Here is a 14,144-nt window from a genome sequence, read left to right as displayed (position 1 = left end):
GGCTTCGGATCGGGATGGAAGCGGCCAGGAGCGACAGACAATCTACGCGGCCAGTAGGGCGCCGGCAGTAGTCACTGAGAAAGCTCCTGAAGCCTCCCCCTCCCGCGAAGGTTCTTACGGCTCCATCGATTCGCCCGGTCGCCTGACTCGAAGAGCGTCGCGTGACGCTCAACTCACAGTTGCGGGGCAGCGCCGGCCTCTCACCGGCTTCCCCAGGCGAATCAGATTGAACACTACGCGCCTCGCACGCGGTGTCAACCATTGCAATTCATACTACCTGTTGCGGTCCGATGACTGGTACGCCCCCATCGGTAGTTTCGTTCCGTCAGAATTTGTTTTCGTCCATCATACCTTGGTCCAAACTGAGAGGCGGCGAGGACGGCATTCCCTGAGATGATTGTGGAGTGCGACGGGCAGCGCGGAGGCGCTCGAGGGTGTAGAGCGCGCGGTACAGATTGCGCTTGATGAGTCGTTCGTAGCGGACGATTTTGTCGATGTCGGAATCGCTCGGCAAAATGAAAGCGTCGAGCCCACCGCGGCGGAGCTTGCGGAAAATACGCTGACGAGCGGCTTGGTGATCGTAGCCCATGAGGGCGGCCATAGCTTCGCTGGGAGTCTCAGTCTTTGCCCGATGGCGGAAATCGTCGTCATCGACCCACGATTCGCGGCATTCGTAGCGCAGAAGTCGGCGGATTCGCCAGCAGCATGCGGCGATCTCGTCGACCATGATGCGCTCGGTGACGGACTGGGGTTGGAAGTCTTCGAGCAGGGCGTCAAGGATCGAGTTGAATTCCTCGGCGCGCGCGGGGCCGTCGAGTACGGGGTTGACGACGTCGCAGGAGAAGAAGCCGTGCTTGAGAGCGTTGAGGCGCGCAACGTCTTTGCCTTCGGGCGTGCGCGGGCCGGTGCATTTCCGCGCGTTGGCACGGCGCGCAGCGAGCTGGCGCGGCGAGAGCGCGGGCAATTCATTTGCGGGCGCGGCCGGCGATTGTGGAGTGTCTTGGGTGGTATCCATACCAGATTGTTAGCACGGCTGGCGCGAAAGGGTCAGGCTGAAAAGTTCATCCCTGAACTTTTGTGACCAACCGCTCAAAGGCAATCGCGCGAAATTTGTACACGCGCCGAAACAAACCGTATGGGGCTAAGACCGGGAACTTCGCGATCCTGATGGCTAAACGATCAGCTGTTCGACTAACGCAGCATCACAAAGTGACGGAAACCAGAAATTTTGACCCTCACCCGACGCGTGAGGACGCGCGTCGGCCTCTCCCTGACAGAGAGAGGCTAGGCACCGGGATTCTTCGCTTCGCTCTGAATGACACAAAAAGTTAGCAGGCAAGCAATTGGGTTGCGCCGCGGAACCCTCACTTACCGGCCGCGATGCGGCCGGCCTCCTCTCCCGTAAAATAACGGGCGAGGTAAATTCCTCAGCGCCTCCACAGCCCGGCTCTCTCTTTCTATTAAGGTGCAGGGGTTACCCCTGCCCAAGGAAGCGTGAAACCCACGGCGGGTTTCACTACGATCAGGTTCAGATTCGGGGAATAATGGATTAGCAAAACCTTGGAAGGAATTTATCTTGGCAAATTCTCGGTATGACCTTGTTGTGATTGGTTCTGGGCCTGGCGGGTATGTTGCGGCGATTCGGGCGGCGCAGCTTAAGATGCGCGTCGCGGTGATTGAGCGCGATCAGCCGGGCGGCGTGTGCCTCAACTGGGGGTGTATTCCGTCGAAGGCGTTGCTTAGTTCGGCGGGGGCGATGGATACGATTCGGGGAGCATCCAAGGAACATGGGATCGAGGTCGGCGAGGTTCGGTTTGATTTCGCGAAAGTGATTGCGCGGTCGCGGGCGGCGGCGGACAAGCTGTCCAAGGGCGTGCTCTACCTGCTCAAGAAAAACAAGGTCGATTACTTCGAGGCTGACGCGGTCGTCGCGGGGCCGCATACCGTTTCGCTGAAGCAGGTCGAGGGCAAGGCGGCGCCTGCGGTCGGCGTGCTCGAAGGGGAGCGGATTCTGATTGCGGCCGGGTCCGGCGAGAAACTGTTTCCGGGGATGAAAGTTGGCGACGGCGTTGTCACCAGTCACGAGGCGCTGGTGCTCGACAAGATGCCGGCGAGCGTGGTCGTGATCGGGGCGGGCGCGATCGGACTCGAGTTCGGATATTTCTACAGCGCGTTCGGCGCCAAGGTGACGATCGTCGAGCTGGAAAAGCAGATGATCCCCGGCTTCGACGCGGAAGTCGCCGAAGAGCTGCGCCGCGCGTTCATCAAGCGGGGAATCACCGTGATGCTCGGGCATGGCTACAAGTCGATGGCGCGTAAGGGCGGCCTGTGGTCGGTCACCGTCAATGCGAATGGAGCCGAGAAATCTATCGAGGGCGAAGTGGTGCTGGTCGCGGTCGGGCGCACGCCGCTCAGCATGAATGTCGGACTGGAAAAACTTGGGATCGAGCTGGAGCGCGGCGGGTTTATCAAGGTGAACGACTCGTTCCAGACCAGCGTGCCGAGTATCTACTCGATCGGCGACGTGATTCGGCCGCCGCTGCTGGCGCATAAGGCGAGTTCGGAGGGAATCGCGGCGGTGGAAATCATGGCGGGCGTGCGCGAGCCGGGCTTCGACCTGCTCAAGATTCCGGGATGTATCTACTGCGAGCCGGAAGTTGCGACGGTGGGGCTCAGCGAGGCCGAGGCCAAAGCGCGCGGAATCGAGGTGAAAGTAGGCAAGGTTCCGTTCCGTGCGAACGGCAAGGCGGTTGCGATTGGCGAGACGGTGGGCTTCGTGAAAATCGTCGCGACCAAGCAATACGGCGAAGTGATCGGATGCCAGATAATAGGACACGGCGCCACCGACATCATTTCGGAAGTCGTGCTCGGCAAGGCGCTGGAGACGACGGTCACCGAAATCGGCAAGACCGCGCATCCGCATCCCACGATGTCGGAGGTGATCATGCAGGCGGCTTTGGCGGCGGATGGGAAAGCGATAGACTTTTGATAATGGACGCGCGCGGAGTACTGACAGTCGCAAATTTGGGCGTCGTCGAATATGACGCGGCGCTTGCGATTCAGACCGCGATGCTTGCGGCGCGGATCGACGGCAGCGTCGGCGATACGCTCCTGTTGATGGAGCATCCGCATGTATTCACGCTCGGGCGCGGCGCGGATGAGCGGTTTATCGTGGGCAATACGGCGGACGCGCCGATTCGGCGGGTGTCGCGCGGCGGGCAGGTGACGTATCACGGGCCCGGGCAGTTGATTGGGTATCCAATACTCAAACTTGAAGGGCGCGACCGCGACGTTACCAAGTATCTGCGGAATCTCGAGGCGGCGATGATCGACGCCCTCGCGAAATTCGACATCGACGCGGGTCGGCGCGAGGCAATGACCGGCGTGTGGGTCGGCGCGCGCAAGATCGCGTCGATTGGCGTCGGTATCCGGCGCTGGACTACGTGGCACGGCTTCGCGCTGAACGTGTCGACCGATCTCAGTTACTTCGATTCGATCGTGCCGTGCGGCATCGACGGATGCCGCATGACGTCGGTGTGCAAGGTGACGAATCGCGCTGTATCGATGGGCGAGTTCGCCGATGTGATGCGCGGGAGTTTCGCGCGCGTGTTCGACTACGATGAAATTGTTTCAGCGGGGGCGGCGCAAATTTTGCGGACGCCTGAGTTGATGGCTGGCGATGGCTGAACGGAAGCATCCCGACTGGATCAAGGTGCGCGCACCGGTGTCGCCGGAATATTTTCGGACCAAGGCGATTCTCGGCGAGCTCAAGCTGCATTCGGTCTGCCAGGAGGCGTGCTGCCCGAATATCGGCGAATGCTTTTCGCATCGCACGGCCACCTTCATGCTGATGGGCGACGTGTGCACGCGCAATTGCCCGTATTGCGCGGTCGCGCACGGCAAGGTGCGTCCGCTGGATGCGGACGAGCCGCGGCGAATCGCGGAGGCGGTCGCGCGGCTGGGCTTGCAGCACGTCGTGGTCACGTCGGTCGATCGCGACGACTTGCCCGACGGCGGCGCGGCGCATTTCGCGGCCACGGCGCATGCGATCAAAGCGAACCACTCGCCGGCGCGGGTCGAGGTGCTGGTACCGGACTTCCAGGGAGCGTATGCCAGCGTCGAGACGGTAGTGGAATCGCCGATCGACATCTACAACCACAATGTCGAAACAGTGCCCGGCCTCTATCGTTCAGTCCGGCCGGGCGGGAACTACGAGCGATCGCTCGACGTAATCCGTCATGCGAAGGACTGCGCGCGCCGGATCGGCAAGTCGATGTTCACCAAGGCGGGCGTGATGCTGGGGCTGGGCGAGACCAACGGCGAACTGCTCGACGTGATCCGCGATTTGCGCGGCGTCGAATGCGACATCCTGACGCTCGGGCAGTATCTACGGCCGTCGGCGGAGCATATTCCGGTGGCGCGGTACGTGCCGCCGGCGGAGTTTGCGGAGATCAAGACGGCGGCGCTGGCGATGGGGTTTCATCATGTGGAATCCGGGCCGCTGGTGCGCAGCTCGTACCATGCGTGGGAGCACGTTCAGTAAGATTGCGCAGGGGAATCACTTAATTGAATGTGAAACCTGCGGTGGGTTTCACGCTTCCTTCGGCAGGGGTGACCCCTGCACCCAGTACTAAGAGAGTGATGCGGGACTTCGTCCCTGTTAGAAGTTCTTTTCAGTGTCATTCCAGGGCGAAGCAAAATCCCGGCTCCTTTCTGGTTCCCGAAAAAACAGCGCGCCGCGGAATATTGTTCCGCGGCGCGCTTATCGGCAAATTACGCTTGAGCCAGGTTCGGCTTACCACTGTTCTTCGTGGAGTTCCTTGACCTTGTGCGCGCGCGTCTGCAGGTACGCATCCTGAACGGCGCCGTAGAGATCGATCGCGTAGCGATCGGCTTCCTCGAACTGGTTCATGTGGAGCGAGCGGTAGTTCACCGCTTCAACCGCGCGCTGTCCGGTGGCCACCGTGACCGAAATCCATGTCGGAACCAGGTAGTCCAGCGGATTCATCGCGCCGTCTGCCACCAGCCCGACCGTGTCGCCAATCGTCGAAGGTCCAAAGAACGGCAGCATCAGGTACGGACCGGTCGGGATGTTGTAGTAGCGAATGGTGAGGCCGAAGTCGTTGTTATGTTCCTGGAGACCAAACAATTCGTCGGCAGGATCGAAGAAGCCCACCAATCCGAGCGTTGAGTTGATTCCGAAGCGGGCGAGTTCGCCGCCGGCCTCGACCAGTTTAAGCTGAAACAGGTTGTTGGCGAAACGCGGGATGACGCGGACGTTGTCAAAGAATCGGCCGACGCCCTCGCGCACGGGCTGCGGCGCGATGACGGAGTATCCGCTGGCGACGGGGCGCAGCACCCAATCGTCGAGCTTCAAGTTGAAGGTGAACATCGGCTCGTTGAATCCCGACAACGGATCGGGAGTGACGGCCTGACTCTCGGCCGGCGGGGTCTGCGGATTGGTGGCCTGGCTCAGCGCCGGCGTTGCAAATGAAATGACCGCAAGCAGGGACGATGCGAGCATCATCCAGCGCGCGCTTGTCCTTTCGATTTGTTTCGAACCAGATCTCATTTGCCTCTCCATTGCGCTATCGCCGTAGAAACTTCGGTAGAAGGGTACCTTTCCAGCCTCGACGAATCCATACCCGCTAGTGGTTGGCGAGCCTTGCCGCGAGGGCGGCCTGTTTACTCTTCAGGTCGCTGATCAGGGTGTCGTAACCCTTGTTGTTCATCACGCGGTTAAACTGGTTGCGGTAGTTGGCGATGATGCTGATGGCGTCGACGGTCACGTCGTAGATCTTCCAGGTGGTGTCCTTTTGCAGCAGGAGGTAGTTCACGTGGATCGGGTCCTGGCCGTTCGGCTCGATGATATTGGTGTTGACCTGAGCATACTGCGGCCCATCATTCCTGGCCGTGAGGAACGCGACCTGCTGACCGCGATAGTCGTTGATCTTGCTCAGGTACGAATCCTCGATGAAAGCGACGAACGCGGTCGTGAACTCCTGCTGCTGAGCGGCGGTGATCTGTTTCCAATGGTAGCCCAGGGCCGACTTGGCCATCTCGGTGAAATCGAAGGTCGCGGACACGATCTGACGCAGCTTGTCCTGACGCTGGGCCAGCGGGGTTTGATTGTCGCGGAGCACGCTCAGCGCCCGATTGACGGTGGTCTGCACGACGGACATCGGATCGTCGGCCCACGCGGGCGCCAAAAAGCGCGACGGTGCAAGGCTCAAGACGAGTACAGCGGTCAAGGTAAGCATCGCGAGCGCGCGGTGGCGCAGCAGTCGCTGGATGGAAGTTCGCGTTATCGTATATTTCACTTGTTTCATTTCTCCGATTTTCCGGACTTCTGGTCCTTGTCTGAGCCCGATGATTTTTCTTTCTCGCCGCCGCTGCCGGAACTGTTGATGAGCTGGCCAATGGCGTCCTCGAGCACGAAGGCCGACTCGGTCTGGCGAATCGTGTCGCCGTTCTCGAGGATATGCTCGCTGGGGCCGAGCGCGATGGAGACGTACTTGTCGCCGATAATTCCGCTGGTCTTGATCGCCGCGATCGCGTCCTTGTCGATCTGCACGCCATCGTTCACCCGCATCGCAACTCGCGCGCGCATGTCCTTGAGCCCGATATTCACAACCTTGCCGATCTGCACACCGTCGAGTTGAACCTGATCGCCGGTCTTCAAGCCTGAAATATTATCGAAACTTGCGTAGAGGGTGTACCCCGGCGCGGGAAAGAGCGCGATCTTGCCCAGCGACAGCGACAGAATCGTGAGCGCGATAATCCCGAGAATCGCGAAAATCCCAACGATAAACTGCGTAGTTCGAGTTGCGTACATAGGTCTTTGCTTCAGCCCGCGAGGGCTGTTTCATTCTCCTCGCCGGAGGCTTTGCCGGCCAGAAAGCGCTTGAATACGTCGTCGTCGGCCGCCATCACCTCGGCCACCGTGCCGTTGAGATGAGTCCGTCCTTGATGAAGAAAGGCGACGCGATCGGAAACCTGGAAGACGGCGGGCACGTCGTGACTGACCATCACGGCGGTCAGGTGAAAATTCTCCTGCGTACGCCGGATGAGATCGTGAATCGCGCCGGTGCGCGAGGGATCGAGGCCGGTGGTCGGCTCGTCGAGCATCAGGATTTTCGGGCGGCGCACCAATGCGCGCGCGAGCGCGGCGCGCTTCTGCATCCCGCCGCTCATCTCGGAAGGAAACTTGGCTTCCATGCCGTCGAGCCCGACTGCCTTGAGCGTTTCGTGCACACGCTCGGCGATCTCGGCGCGCGTGAGTTTGGTTTTCTCGACCAAAGGGAACGAGACGTTGTCAAATATCGACATCGAGTCGAACAGCGCGCCGGCCTGAAAGAGCATCCCGAATTTTTCGCGCACGGCGTCGAGGCCGGTCGCGCCGAGCTTCGTGACCTCGATGCCGTCGATTACGATCCTGCCCGAGTCGGGGCGCAGCAGCAGGTTGAGATGCTTGAGCAGCACGGTCTTGCCGGAGCCGCTGGGACCGACGATGGTCGTGATTTTGCCGGCGGGAAAATCGAGCGTGACGCCGGCGAGCACCTGCTGGCGGCCGAAACGGCGGCGCAGATCGCGCACTTCGATCGCGTTACCGGCGCCCGCCGCGTCGCGCGCCGGCTGCGCACTGCCGGCGCGGCGGTTGATTTCAGTTTCGCTCATGATTGGTAAATCGTCACGGCGTTATTACAAAAGTATAGACGTAAGAAAATAGTCAAAGGCAAGAATCAGGACGCTGGACAGCACGACCGCTTCGGTAGTGGCGCGGCTGACCCCGGTCGCCATCCGCTCGGCGTGATATCCCTTGTAGCAACAGACCCACATTACGATCACGCCGAAGACCAGGGCCTTGTAGAGGCCGGTCATGATGTCGTGGCTGTCCATGTTGGCGGCAATACCATTGAAGTAGGCGCCCGACGGCGCGCCCATCAGGCCGACGCCGACCATGTAACCGCCATAGATTCCGACTACGTCGAAGATGGACGTCAGCAGCGGGAAACTGATCACCCCGGCGAGCATCCGCGGCGAGACCAGATATTGGATCGGGTTAATAGCCATCACGGTGAGCGCGTCGATCTGTTCGGTGGACTGCATCGAGCCGAGCTCGGCGGCCATCGCGGAGCCCGCGCGCGCCGCGATCATCAGGGCGGCGAGCACGGGACCAAGCTCGCGCACAAGCACTAGAGAGACGACGGTGCCGAGCGCGCCGTCGGAGCCGAACCGGCGCAGCGTGTTGTAACCCTGGAGGCCGAGCACCATGCCAGTGAAGCCGCCGATCAGAATGATAAGAAAGAGCGAGTCGGCGCCGATGATGCGTGTCTGCCGAATCCACAGGCGCGGCTTAAAGGGCGGAACGAACACGTAGAACACGGCGTTGAGCAAAAAGAGCATGAACGCGCCGAGGCGGACGATGCCGTCGAGCACAAGCGCGCCGAGCCGCTCAACCATTTCCACGATCGACATCAGTCCGTTTTTCAATTTTTAGTGATGAGCAATCCCGAGCCGGGCCAACTGGTTTTGAGTATGCGTGGCTGACCCGGCGCGCTCGAACTCGGCGAGATCGGCGATTACGTCGAGATCCAGCGCCGGCCGCGCAAGTCGCAGCACTCTAGCCGGAACGCCGGCGGTGCGGCAATCGTCGAGATGGCGCACCAGGCTCATGCGGCCGAATCGGGTCGGCACAACGCCGGCGGGTGAGCGGCATATAATGTTGGTGCCGGAGAAATCGCGCGAGGGAACCAGCACCGCGCCACGCGCGTCGGGCATCGCGGCAAAGACCGCGTCGATATCTTCGGCGGCAACGAGCGGGATGTCGGACAGCACCGTGCACACGGTTCGCGCGCCCTGCGCAATCAGCGCGGTGGTGGCGAGCGCGACTGCGACATTGAGGCCGCGCGGAAATTCCTCGTCGATAGCCAGCGCATTCGCGGAGCGGGCCATCGCGAGCAGGCCGGCGTCGGACGTCACCACGGCGACGTGGTCGGCGGCGGTGGCGCCGAGCGAGGCGGCCAGCACGTCGCGAAACATCGCCTCGGCCAACGCACGGCGCTCGCCGGGAGGCAGGACGGGCGCGAGCCGGGTCTTGGCGAATTCGAGCTGCTTGGCTGCAATCAGGATAAAGCGCACGGCGTATCTTTATAACCTAACAAGCACGAGCAATCCAAAGGGCAGGGGCGACCCTGCACACAGTATTAAAGAAGAAGATGCAGGCGGAGTTTGCTCTGAAAAATTTACCGGCTTCGCCCGAGTGCGCGTGCCGACGTAGAATGCTTGACACCGTTTCCGTGCTGACTTCAACATGAATTGTAGCGTTTTGAATCGCTGGTCCGATCATCGCACCTCGGAAATGGCGATCGTCTTGGAGGAACCTCGGCAAATGAACATGACGCGAAGCTTACTGGCCCGGACCGCGGCGATGATCGTGGTCGGCGCCTTGATCTTGATAGGCGCGGGATGCCATCACAAGACCGCCGACGATTTTCTGGCTGAGGGCGACACCGATATGCAGACGACCAAGCTCGCCGACGCGGAGACGGCGTACCAGGCGGCGGTGAAGCTCGCGCCCAACGACCCGCGCGTCCATATCGCACTTGGAAATCTCTACGTCTTCGAGCACAAGCCGGGCGACGCGCAAGTCGAGTTCATGAAGGTGCTCGAGATCGATCCGAAAAACGCGGCGACCCATGTCGCGCTTGGCAACCTCTATAGCGATCAGAACCAGCGCGGGCTCGCGGAAAATCAGTACCGCGCCGCGGTCGCGCTCGAGCCCGACCGCTACAACTACCATCTCGATTTGGGCGAGGTGCTGAGACTGGAAGGCAAGACCGCCGAGGCCGAGGATCAAATCCGCACCGCAATCGGACTCAGCCCCAGGGATGCGAAGGCCCATCTGGCGCTGGCGAATCTGCTCGCGGCCGAGCCGGGCCGGGCGACCGAAGCCAACGCGGAATTCGACGAGGTGCGGGCACTCGACGCCAAGCTGCTGCCCGCGCCGGCCGCGACGGCGGCCGCCAGTGCGCCGGCCGGAGCAGCGACGACAACCGCGTCGGCATCCGGAGCCGTCGCGCCGAAGATCAAGCCGCTGAACAAGCTCTTCCTGTTGACGAAAAATTCGGCGGTATATCTAAATCCCGACGACACCAGCGCGACGATCGCGCAGGTGCGCCGCAAAAAGTACGTTCACGTCACCGGAATCACCGGCGACTATCTGCAGATCAGACTCAAGAACGGCACGATCGGCTTCATCCCGGTGGCGGCGGCGGAGTAGATGCGCGACGGGCCTGGTGGCACATTGTTTAGGCGAGCGATTCGGCGATGCCAGAGTTGAGCCGGTTCTTCGGAATTGTGGTCCGAATGTTTTACAGCGACCACGAGCCGGCACATTTCCACGCTATCTACGGCGAGTACGAGGCGCTAATCGAAGTCTAAACTCTGTCGGTATTCCGCGGTTCGTTGCCGCGACGCGCACTCGCGCTGGTACTCGAATGGGCTGCACTCCATCGCACCGAACTTCGCGACGACTGGCAACGTGCTCGCAACGGAGAAACGCTTAAGGAGATCGAGCCCCTCGATTAAGGTGAAACGACATGGCGCTTTTGCGTATTCGTGAGGTGAAAGCCGTTGAAGGCTTCAAGCTAAGGCTGGCGCTGACCGATGGCTCTGTTATCGAACGCGACGTGTCGCGGTTGCTGGTCGGCCCGATATTCGAGCCCATCCGAAAGGATCCGGCGGTTTTCGCGAAGGTGCGCGTCGAGGGCGGGACGGTGGTCTGGCCAAACGGGGCTGACCTCTGCCCCGACGTTTTGATCTGGGGCGGCGCCCCTCCCAAAGAAGGGCATCAGCCTGCACATCCACCGCAGACTTGAACGCATGGCGGACTGCGGAGCAGACGGGGCTGGTAATTTATTTTTCGAGGTGAGTGACAATGGCAAAGGAAGATATCGCCACGCGTGAAGTGAGCTATGCGGGGCGGGCGTGCGCGCTCAAAGCGTATGTCGCCGAGCCGGCGGCGGCGGAGTCGTCGCCAGCGGCGATCGTAGTACAGGAATGGTGGGGGCTGAACGAACATATCCGCGACGTCTCGCGCCGGCTGGCGCGCGAGGGCTATTTTGCGATCGCGCCGGACCTGTACTCGCGCCAGGGTCATCGCGTCGCGACCGACCCCAACGAAGCCGCACGGCTGATGGGCGGACTGAAGAAAGAAGACGGCATCGCGGATCTGCAGACCACGGTGGAATGGCTGCGCGCGCAGAAACAGACGCGTGCAGCGCGCATCGGCATCACGGGATTTTGCATGGGCGGCAGCTACGCGATCCTGCTGCCGTGCGAGAACAGGGAAATCGCGGCCGCGGCGCCGTTCTACGGCGAAATACCGGCGGACGAAAAACTCAAGCAGCTCGGCTGCCCGATCTTTTACGCCTACGGCGAGAACGACGGATGGATCCAGCGGGCTGACGTCGAGCGGCTGGCGGCGGCGCTTAAGAAATTCGACAAGCCGGGCGAGGTCAAGGTTTACGCGGGATGCTCGCACGGATTTTTCAACGATACTCGCGCCGACGTCTATCGCCCCGTCGAAGCCAAGGACGCGTGGGAGCGGACGCTCAAGCTGTTCGCCGCGAACTTGAAGGGATGAGCCCCAGCGCGAGCGTTAAATCCTTACCGTCTCGAGGCCCCGGATTTTCGGAAAGCTCCTGAGGTCCCGCGTCGCTACGCGGTAATCATGGGCCATCGCGGTAGCCGCGATTATCAGATCGTGCGCGCCGACCTGGCGGCCGGTGCGATCCAGTTGAGCCGAGACCGCCGCGTGGACTCGCGCGACGGAGAGATCGAACGGCAGCACCGTCATCTGCGCGAATATCGCCTCGACGTAGGCGTTGCGGCGATCTCGTTGCGCAGTCGTATGAGCCCGATGCAGACCGTATAGCAGTTCCGACGCGGTCACAGCGGACAACGCGAGCGGTTCGCCGCCGAGCGATGCCAGCAGCTCTGCAAGATCGATCCGACCGCGCTCGCCAGCGATGAAGACGCTGGAATCGATCAACGCGGCCACTTTGACTTCTCGGCCTTCGGCTGTCTGCGAACATGCTTTTCGACTGTGTCCAAATATTCCTTGTCGGGGTGCGGCAAGGAGCGGAGCAATCCCACCAGTTCACGGCCGGTAAAGGTAGCGCCGCGCACGGGGACGATCTCACAAACCGGTTCGCCGCCGCGTTTCACGACAAAAGTCTCGTTGCGATATCGCACCCGATTCAAAACTTCTGAAAATCGCCGAGCTGCTTCGGTAGCTGATATTTCTGATTTCATGCTTATCTGATTTTATGATTATTGAATCGTCTTGGCAAGCGCTCTCGAGACTTAGTTTCCGAAGCCTCTTCCATATGACCTGGCGATGCGCGGCGACGCGCTACATCGCGCGCCCTGCAGTATGTTTAGGCACAAATTGTCACCCCACTTACCTCGCTATTGCGCGGGCACGACACTGCTGGAATGTCGATACCGCAAAGATCGCCGCGAGGAATCTCCAGCCTTCGTCTCGGCACTATCGCGTTCGTATCCGTGGTTGCCGTGTTCATGGTGACGGCGCTGCCGGCGGCGACCGGCGACTACATCGCGGACGCGGTGCTCGGACAAATCGATTTCGCGCACAACGGCATCAACAACACCAATGCGGCGAGCCTCAATTCGCCAAGCCAGATGGCCGTCGACCTGAACAGTTCGCCCGAACATCTGTATGTCGTCGACGGCAGCAACAACCGCATCCTCGGATGGAACAACGCCAGCAGCTTCACCAACGGCCAGAACGCGGATATCGAGATCGGCCAGCCGGATTTTGAAACCACGCGATGCAACAGCGGCACCGCCCTCGGCGACGTCGCGGGCCTTGGCGCGGACAGCCTGTGCCTGCCGGGCGGGGTCGCGGTGGACAGCGCGGGCGATCTCTACGTGGCGGACACGAGCAACAATCGAGTGCTCGAATACAATCAGCCGTTCGCGCAGGCAATTGCTTTTGGCTTCGCGGCGAACGCCGTATTCGGGCAGGGCGGCAGCTTCACCCAGTCGGCATGCGCGCAGACGGCGGCGGGCTTGTGTTTTCCCCAGGGCGTCGCCGCCGACGCGAGCGACAATCTTTACGTCGCCGACGCGGGCAACAATCGTGTGCTCGAATTCAACCAGCCGTTGGCGGTGTTCGATGCTGTCACCGGGGCCGGCGACACGATTGCGGACCTCGTCTTTGGCCAAGGCGCGACCGGCACCGACTTCATCGACCGCGTGTGCGTCATTAACGGTGGCAGCGCGTCGGCGGTCGGGATGTGCAACCCCTTGTCGGTCGCCGTAGACGGCTCGGGAAATGTGTACGTCGGCGACGACGGCGATCATCGCGTGCTCGAATTCAATCAGCCGCTGGCGGCTGCGAATATCCTCACCGGCGCCGGCGACGTAACCGCCGACCGGGTCTTCGGCCAGGGCTCAACTGGGGCCGATTTCACCGACTTCTTCTGTTATGACGGAGCTGGCGGCGATCCCGCACCCAGCGCCGACGGACTCTGCAACTTGAGCGGGCTGGCGCTGGATAGCGGCGGCGACTTGTTCGTCACCGATATCAACAACAGCCGCGTACTCGAATACCTGAACCCGCTCGCGAGCGGCGGCGGCTCGCCCGGCACGCCCGGCAGCGCCGGCGACGTGACCGCGGACGTGGTCTTCGGCCAAAACGGCAGTTTCATCGCGGGCGTCTGCGGCGGCGCCGCCGGCAGCGGGATCGCTCCCAGCGGAGCCGTGCTATGCCTGCGGACGGCGTCGCCGTGGACGGTCCGGGCGACGTCTTTGTCGCCGACGCCTCGAACAGCCGCATCCTCGAGTACCTGACGCCGCTGTCGTCGCCGCCGATTGCCGGCGCGGTGCTCGGACAGTTCGACCTGGTTCACAACGGAATCGACAATCCGACCGCGGCCGCACTGCAGGCGCCTGCGGGAGTCGCGATCGATTCCAGCGGCGGCAATAACCGCCTCTACGTCGCCGACGCGGCCAACAATCGCGTGCTCGGATGGGCCAACGCCGCCGCGTTCGTCAACGGCAGGCCGGCTGATATCGTTTATCGGACAACCTGACGCGCTATCCGTCAACTGCAA

17 protein-coding genes, 1 pseudogene and 1 riboswitch are annotated in these 14,144 nt (G+C 61.6%); of the genes and pseudogenes, 9 read left to right on the top strand and 9 right to left on the bottom strand.

Annotation, left to right across the window (positions count from 1 at the left end; all coding sequences use genetic code 11):
* Positions 1-136 precede the first annotated feature (136 nt).
* Positions 137-213: riboswitch (cobalamin riboswitch) on the bottom strand.
* A gap of 112 nt (positions 214-325) precedes the next feature.
* Complete coding sequence (locus VJX68_RS07805) at positions 326-1,015, bottom strand: hypothetical protein (protein WP_324095109.1); 690 nt, start codon at positions 1,013-1,015, stop codon at positions 326-328.
* 561 nt (positions 1,016-1,576) lie between these two features.
* Here VJX68_RS07805 and lpdA point away from each other — a divergent pair.
* The 3 genes from lpdA to lipA are packed head-to-tail and all read left to right on the top strand — an operon-like array spanning position 1,577 to position 4,543.
* A complete protein-coding gene (gene lpdA, locus VJX68_RS07800) occupies positions 1,577-2,989 on the top strand; it encodes a dihydrolipoyl dehydrogenase (RefSeq protein WP_324095108.1) in 1,413 nt (470 codons plus the stop codon).
* Between the two features lie 2 nt (positions 2,990-2,991).
* Complete coding sequence (gene lipB / locus VJX68_RS07795) at positions 2,992-3,687, top strand: lipoyl(octanoyl) transferase LipB (RefSeq protein WP_324095107.1); 696 nt, start codon at positions 2,992-2,994, stop codon at positions 3,685-3,687.
* Positions 3,680-4,543 carry a lipoyl synthase gene (gene lipA / locus VJX68_RS07790; protein WP_324095106.1) on the top strand — a complete coding sequence of 288 codons (864 nt, stop codon included), beginning with the start codon at positions 3,680-3,682 and terminating at the stop codon, positions 4,541-4,543. The genes lipB and lipA overlap by 8 nt, the downstream gene beginning before the upstream one ends.
* A 252-nt stretch (positions 4,544-4,795) precedes the next feature.
* Here lipA and VJX68_RS07785 read toward each other — a convergent pair whose 3' ends face one another.
* The 6 genes from VJX68_RS07785 to cofC form a co-directional block, all read right to left on the bottom strand.
* Entirely contained in the window at positions 4,796-5,572 is a 777-nt protein-coding gene (locus VJX68_RS07785) for an MlaA family lipoprotein (protein WP_324095105.1), read from the bottom strand.
* Positions 5,573-5,648: 76 nt separating this feature from the next.
* A complete protein-coding gene (locus tag VJX68_RS07780; RefSeq protein WP_324095104.1) occupies positions 5,649-6,329 on the bottom strand; it encodes an MlaC/ttg2D family ABC transporter substrate-binding protein in 681 nt (226 codons plus the stop codon).
* Positions 6,326-6,835, bottom strand: coding sequence for an outer membrane lipid asymmetry maintenance protein MlaD (gene mlaD, locus VJX68_RS07775; RefSeq protein ID WP_324095103.1), 510 nt, complete (start codon positions 6,833-6,835; stop codon positions 6,326-6,328). The genes VJX68_RS07780 and mlaD overlap by 4 nt, the downstream gene beginning before the upstream one ends.
* 11 nt (positions 6,836-6,846) lie before the next feature.
* Complete coding sequence (locus VJX68_RS07770; RefSeq protein WP_324095102.1) at positions 6,847-7,677, bottom strand: ABC transporter ATP-binding protein; 831 nt, start codon at positions 7,675-7,677, stop codon at positions 6,847-6,849.
* Between the two features lie 24 nt (positions 7,678-7,701).
* Positions 7,702-8,493 carry an MlaE family lipid ABC transporter permease subunit gene (locus VJX68_RS07765; RefSeq protein ID WP_324095101.1) on the bottom strand — a complete coding sequence of 264 codons (792 nt, stop codon included), beginning with the start codon at positions 8,491-8,493 and terminating at the stop codon, positions 7,702-7,704.
* Between the two features lie 3 nt (positions 8,494-8,496).
* On the bottom strand, positions 8,497-9,141 hold the full coding sequence (gene cofC, locus VJX68_RS07760; RefSeq protein WP_324095100.1) for a 2-phospho-L-lactate guanylyltransferase: 645 nt from the start codon (positions 9,139-9,141) through the stop codon (positions 8,497-8,499).
* Positions 9,142-9,391: 250 nt separating this feature from the next.
* Here cofC and VJX68_RS07755 point away from each other — a divergent pair, with 250 nt between their 5' ends.
* The 4 genes and pseudogenes from VJX68_RS07755 (at position 9,392) to VJX68_RS07740 (ending at position 11,647) form a co-directional block, all read left to right on the top strand.
* Positions 9,392-10,282, top strand: a complete 891-nt coding sequence (locus VJX68_RS07755) for a tetratricopeptide repeat protein (protein WP_324095099.1) — start codon at positions 9,392-9,394, stop codon at positions 10,280-10,282.
* Between the two features lie 47 nt (positions 10,283-10,329).
* Positions 10,330-10,590, top strand: a pseudogene (locus tag VJX68_RS07750) (DUF4160 domain-containing protein).
* Between the two features lie 11 nt (positions 10,591-10,601).
* The gene (locus VJX68_RS07745; protein ID WP_324095098.1) at positions 10,602-10,880 is read left to right on the top strand and encodes a DUF2442 domain-containing protein; all 279 of its coding nucleotides are present in this window, start codon (positions 10,602-10,604) and stop codon (positions 10,878-10,880) included.
* A 59-nt stretch (positions 10,881-10,939) separates the two neighbouring features.
* Entirely contained in the window at positions 10,940-11,647 is a 708-nt protein-coding gene (locus VJX68_RS07740) for a dienelactone hydrolase family protein (protein WP_324095097.1), read from the top strand.
* Positions 11,648-11,662: 15 nt separating this feature from the next.
* On the opposite strand, the gene VJX68_RS07735 is transcribed toward VJX68_RS07740, so the two are convergent.
* Both VJX68_RS07735 and VJX68_RS07730 read right to left on the bottom strand, forming a co-directional pair.
* Entirely contained in the window at positions 11,663-12,064 is a 402-nt protein-coding gene (locus VJX68_RS07735) for a PIN domain-containing protein (RefSeq protein WP_324095096.1), read from the bottom strand.
* Positions 12,052-12,318 (bottom strand): type II toxin-antitoxin system Phd/YefM family antitoxin, encoded by a 267-nt coding sequence (locus VJX68_RS07730; RefSeq protein WP_324095095.1) that lies wholly within the window; start codon positions 12,316-12,318, stop codon positions 12,052-12,054. Before VJX68_RS07730 ends, VJX68_RS07735 begins: the two co-directional genes overlap by 13 nt.
* A gap of 183 nt (positions 12,319-12,501) precedes the next feature.
* On the opposite strand from VJX68_RS07730, the gene VJX68_RS07725 reads away from it, so the two are divergent.
* Both VJX68_RS07725 and VJX68_RS07720 read left to right on the top strand, forming a co-directional pair.
* Positions 12,502-13,881 (top strand): NHL repeat-containing protein, encoded by a 1,380-nt coding sequence (locus VJX68_RS07725; RefSeq protein WP_324095094.1) that lies wholly within the window; start codon positions 12,502-12,504, stop codon positions 13,879-13,881.
* Complete coding sequence (locus VJX68_RS07720) at positions 13,818-14,123, top strand: NHL repeat-containing protein (protein WP_324095093.1); 306 nt, start codon at positions 13,818-13,820, stop codon at positions 14,121-14,123. The genes VJX68_RS07725 and VJX68_RS07720 overlap by 64 nt, the downstream gene beginning before the upstream one ends.
* Positions 14,124-14,144 lie beyond the last annotated feature (21 nt).

Source organism: Binatus sp. (SeqCode), assembly GCF_035272065.1.
Taxonomy (GTDB): domain Bacteria; phylum Desulfobacterota; class Binatia; order Binatales; family Binataceae; genus Binatus.
Note: the sequence above shows the minus strand (reverse complement) of the source record. Positions and strands in the feature narration are given on the sequence as shown.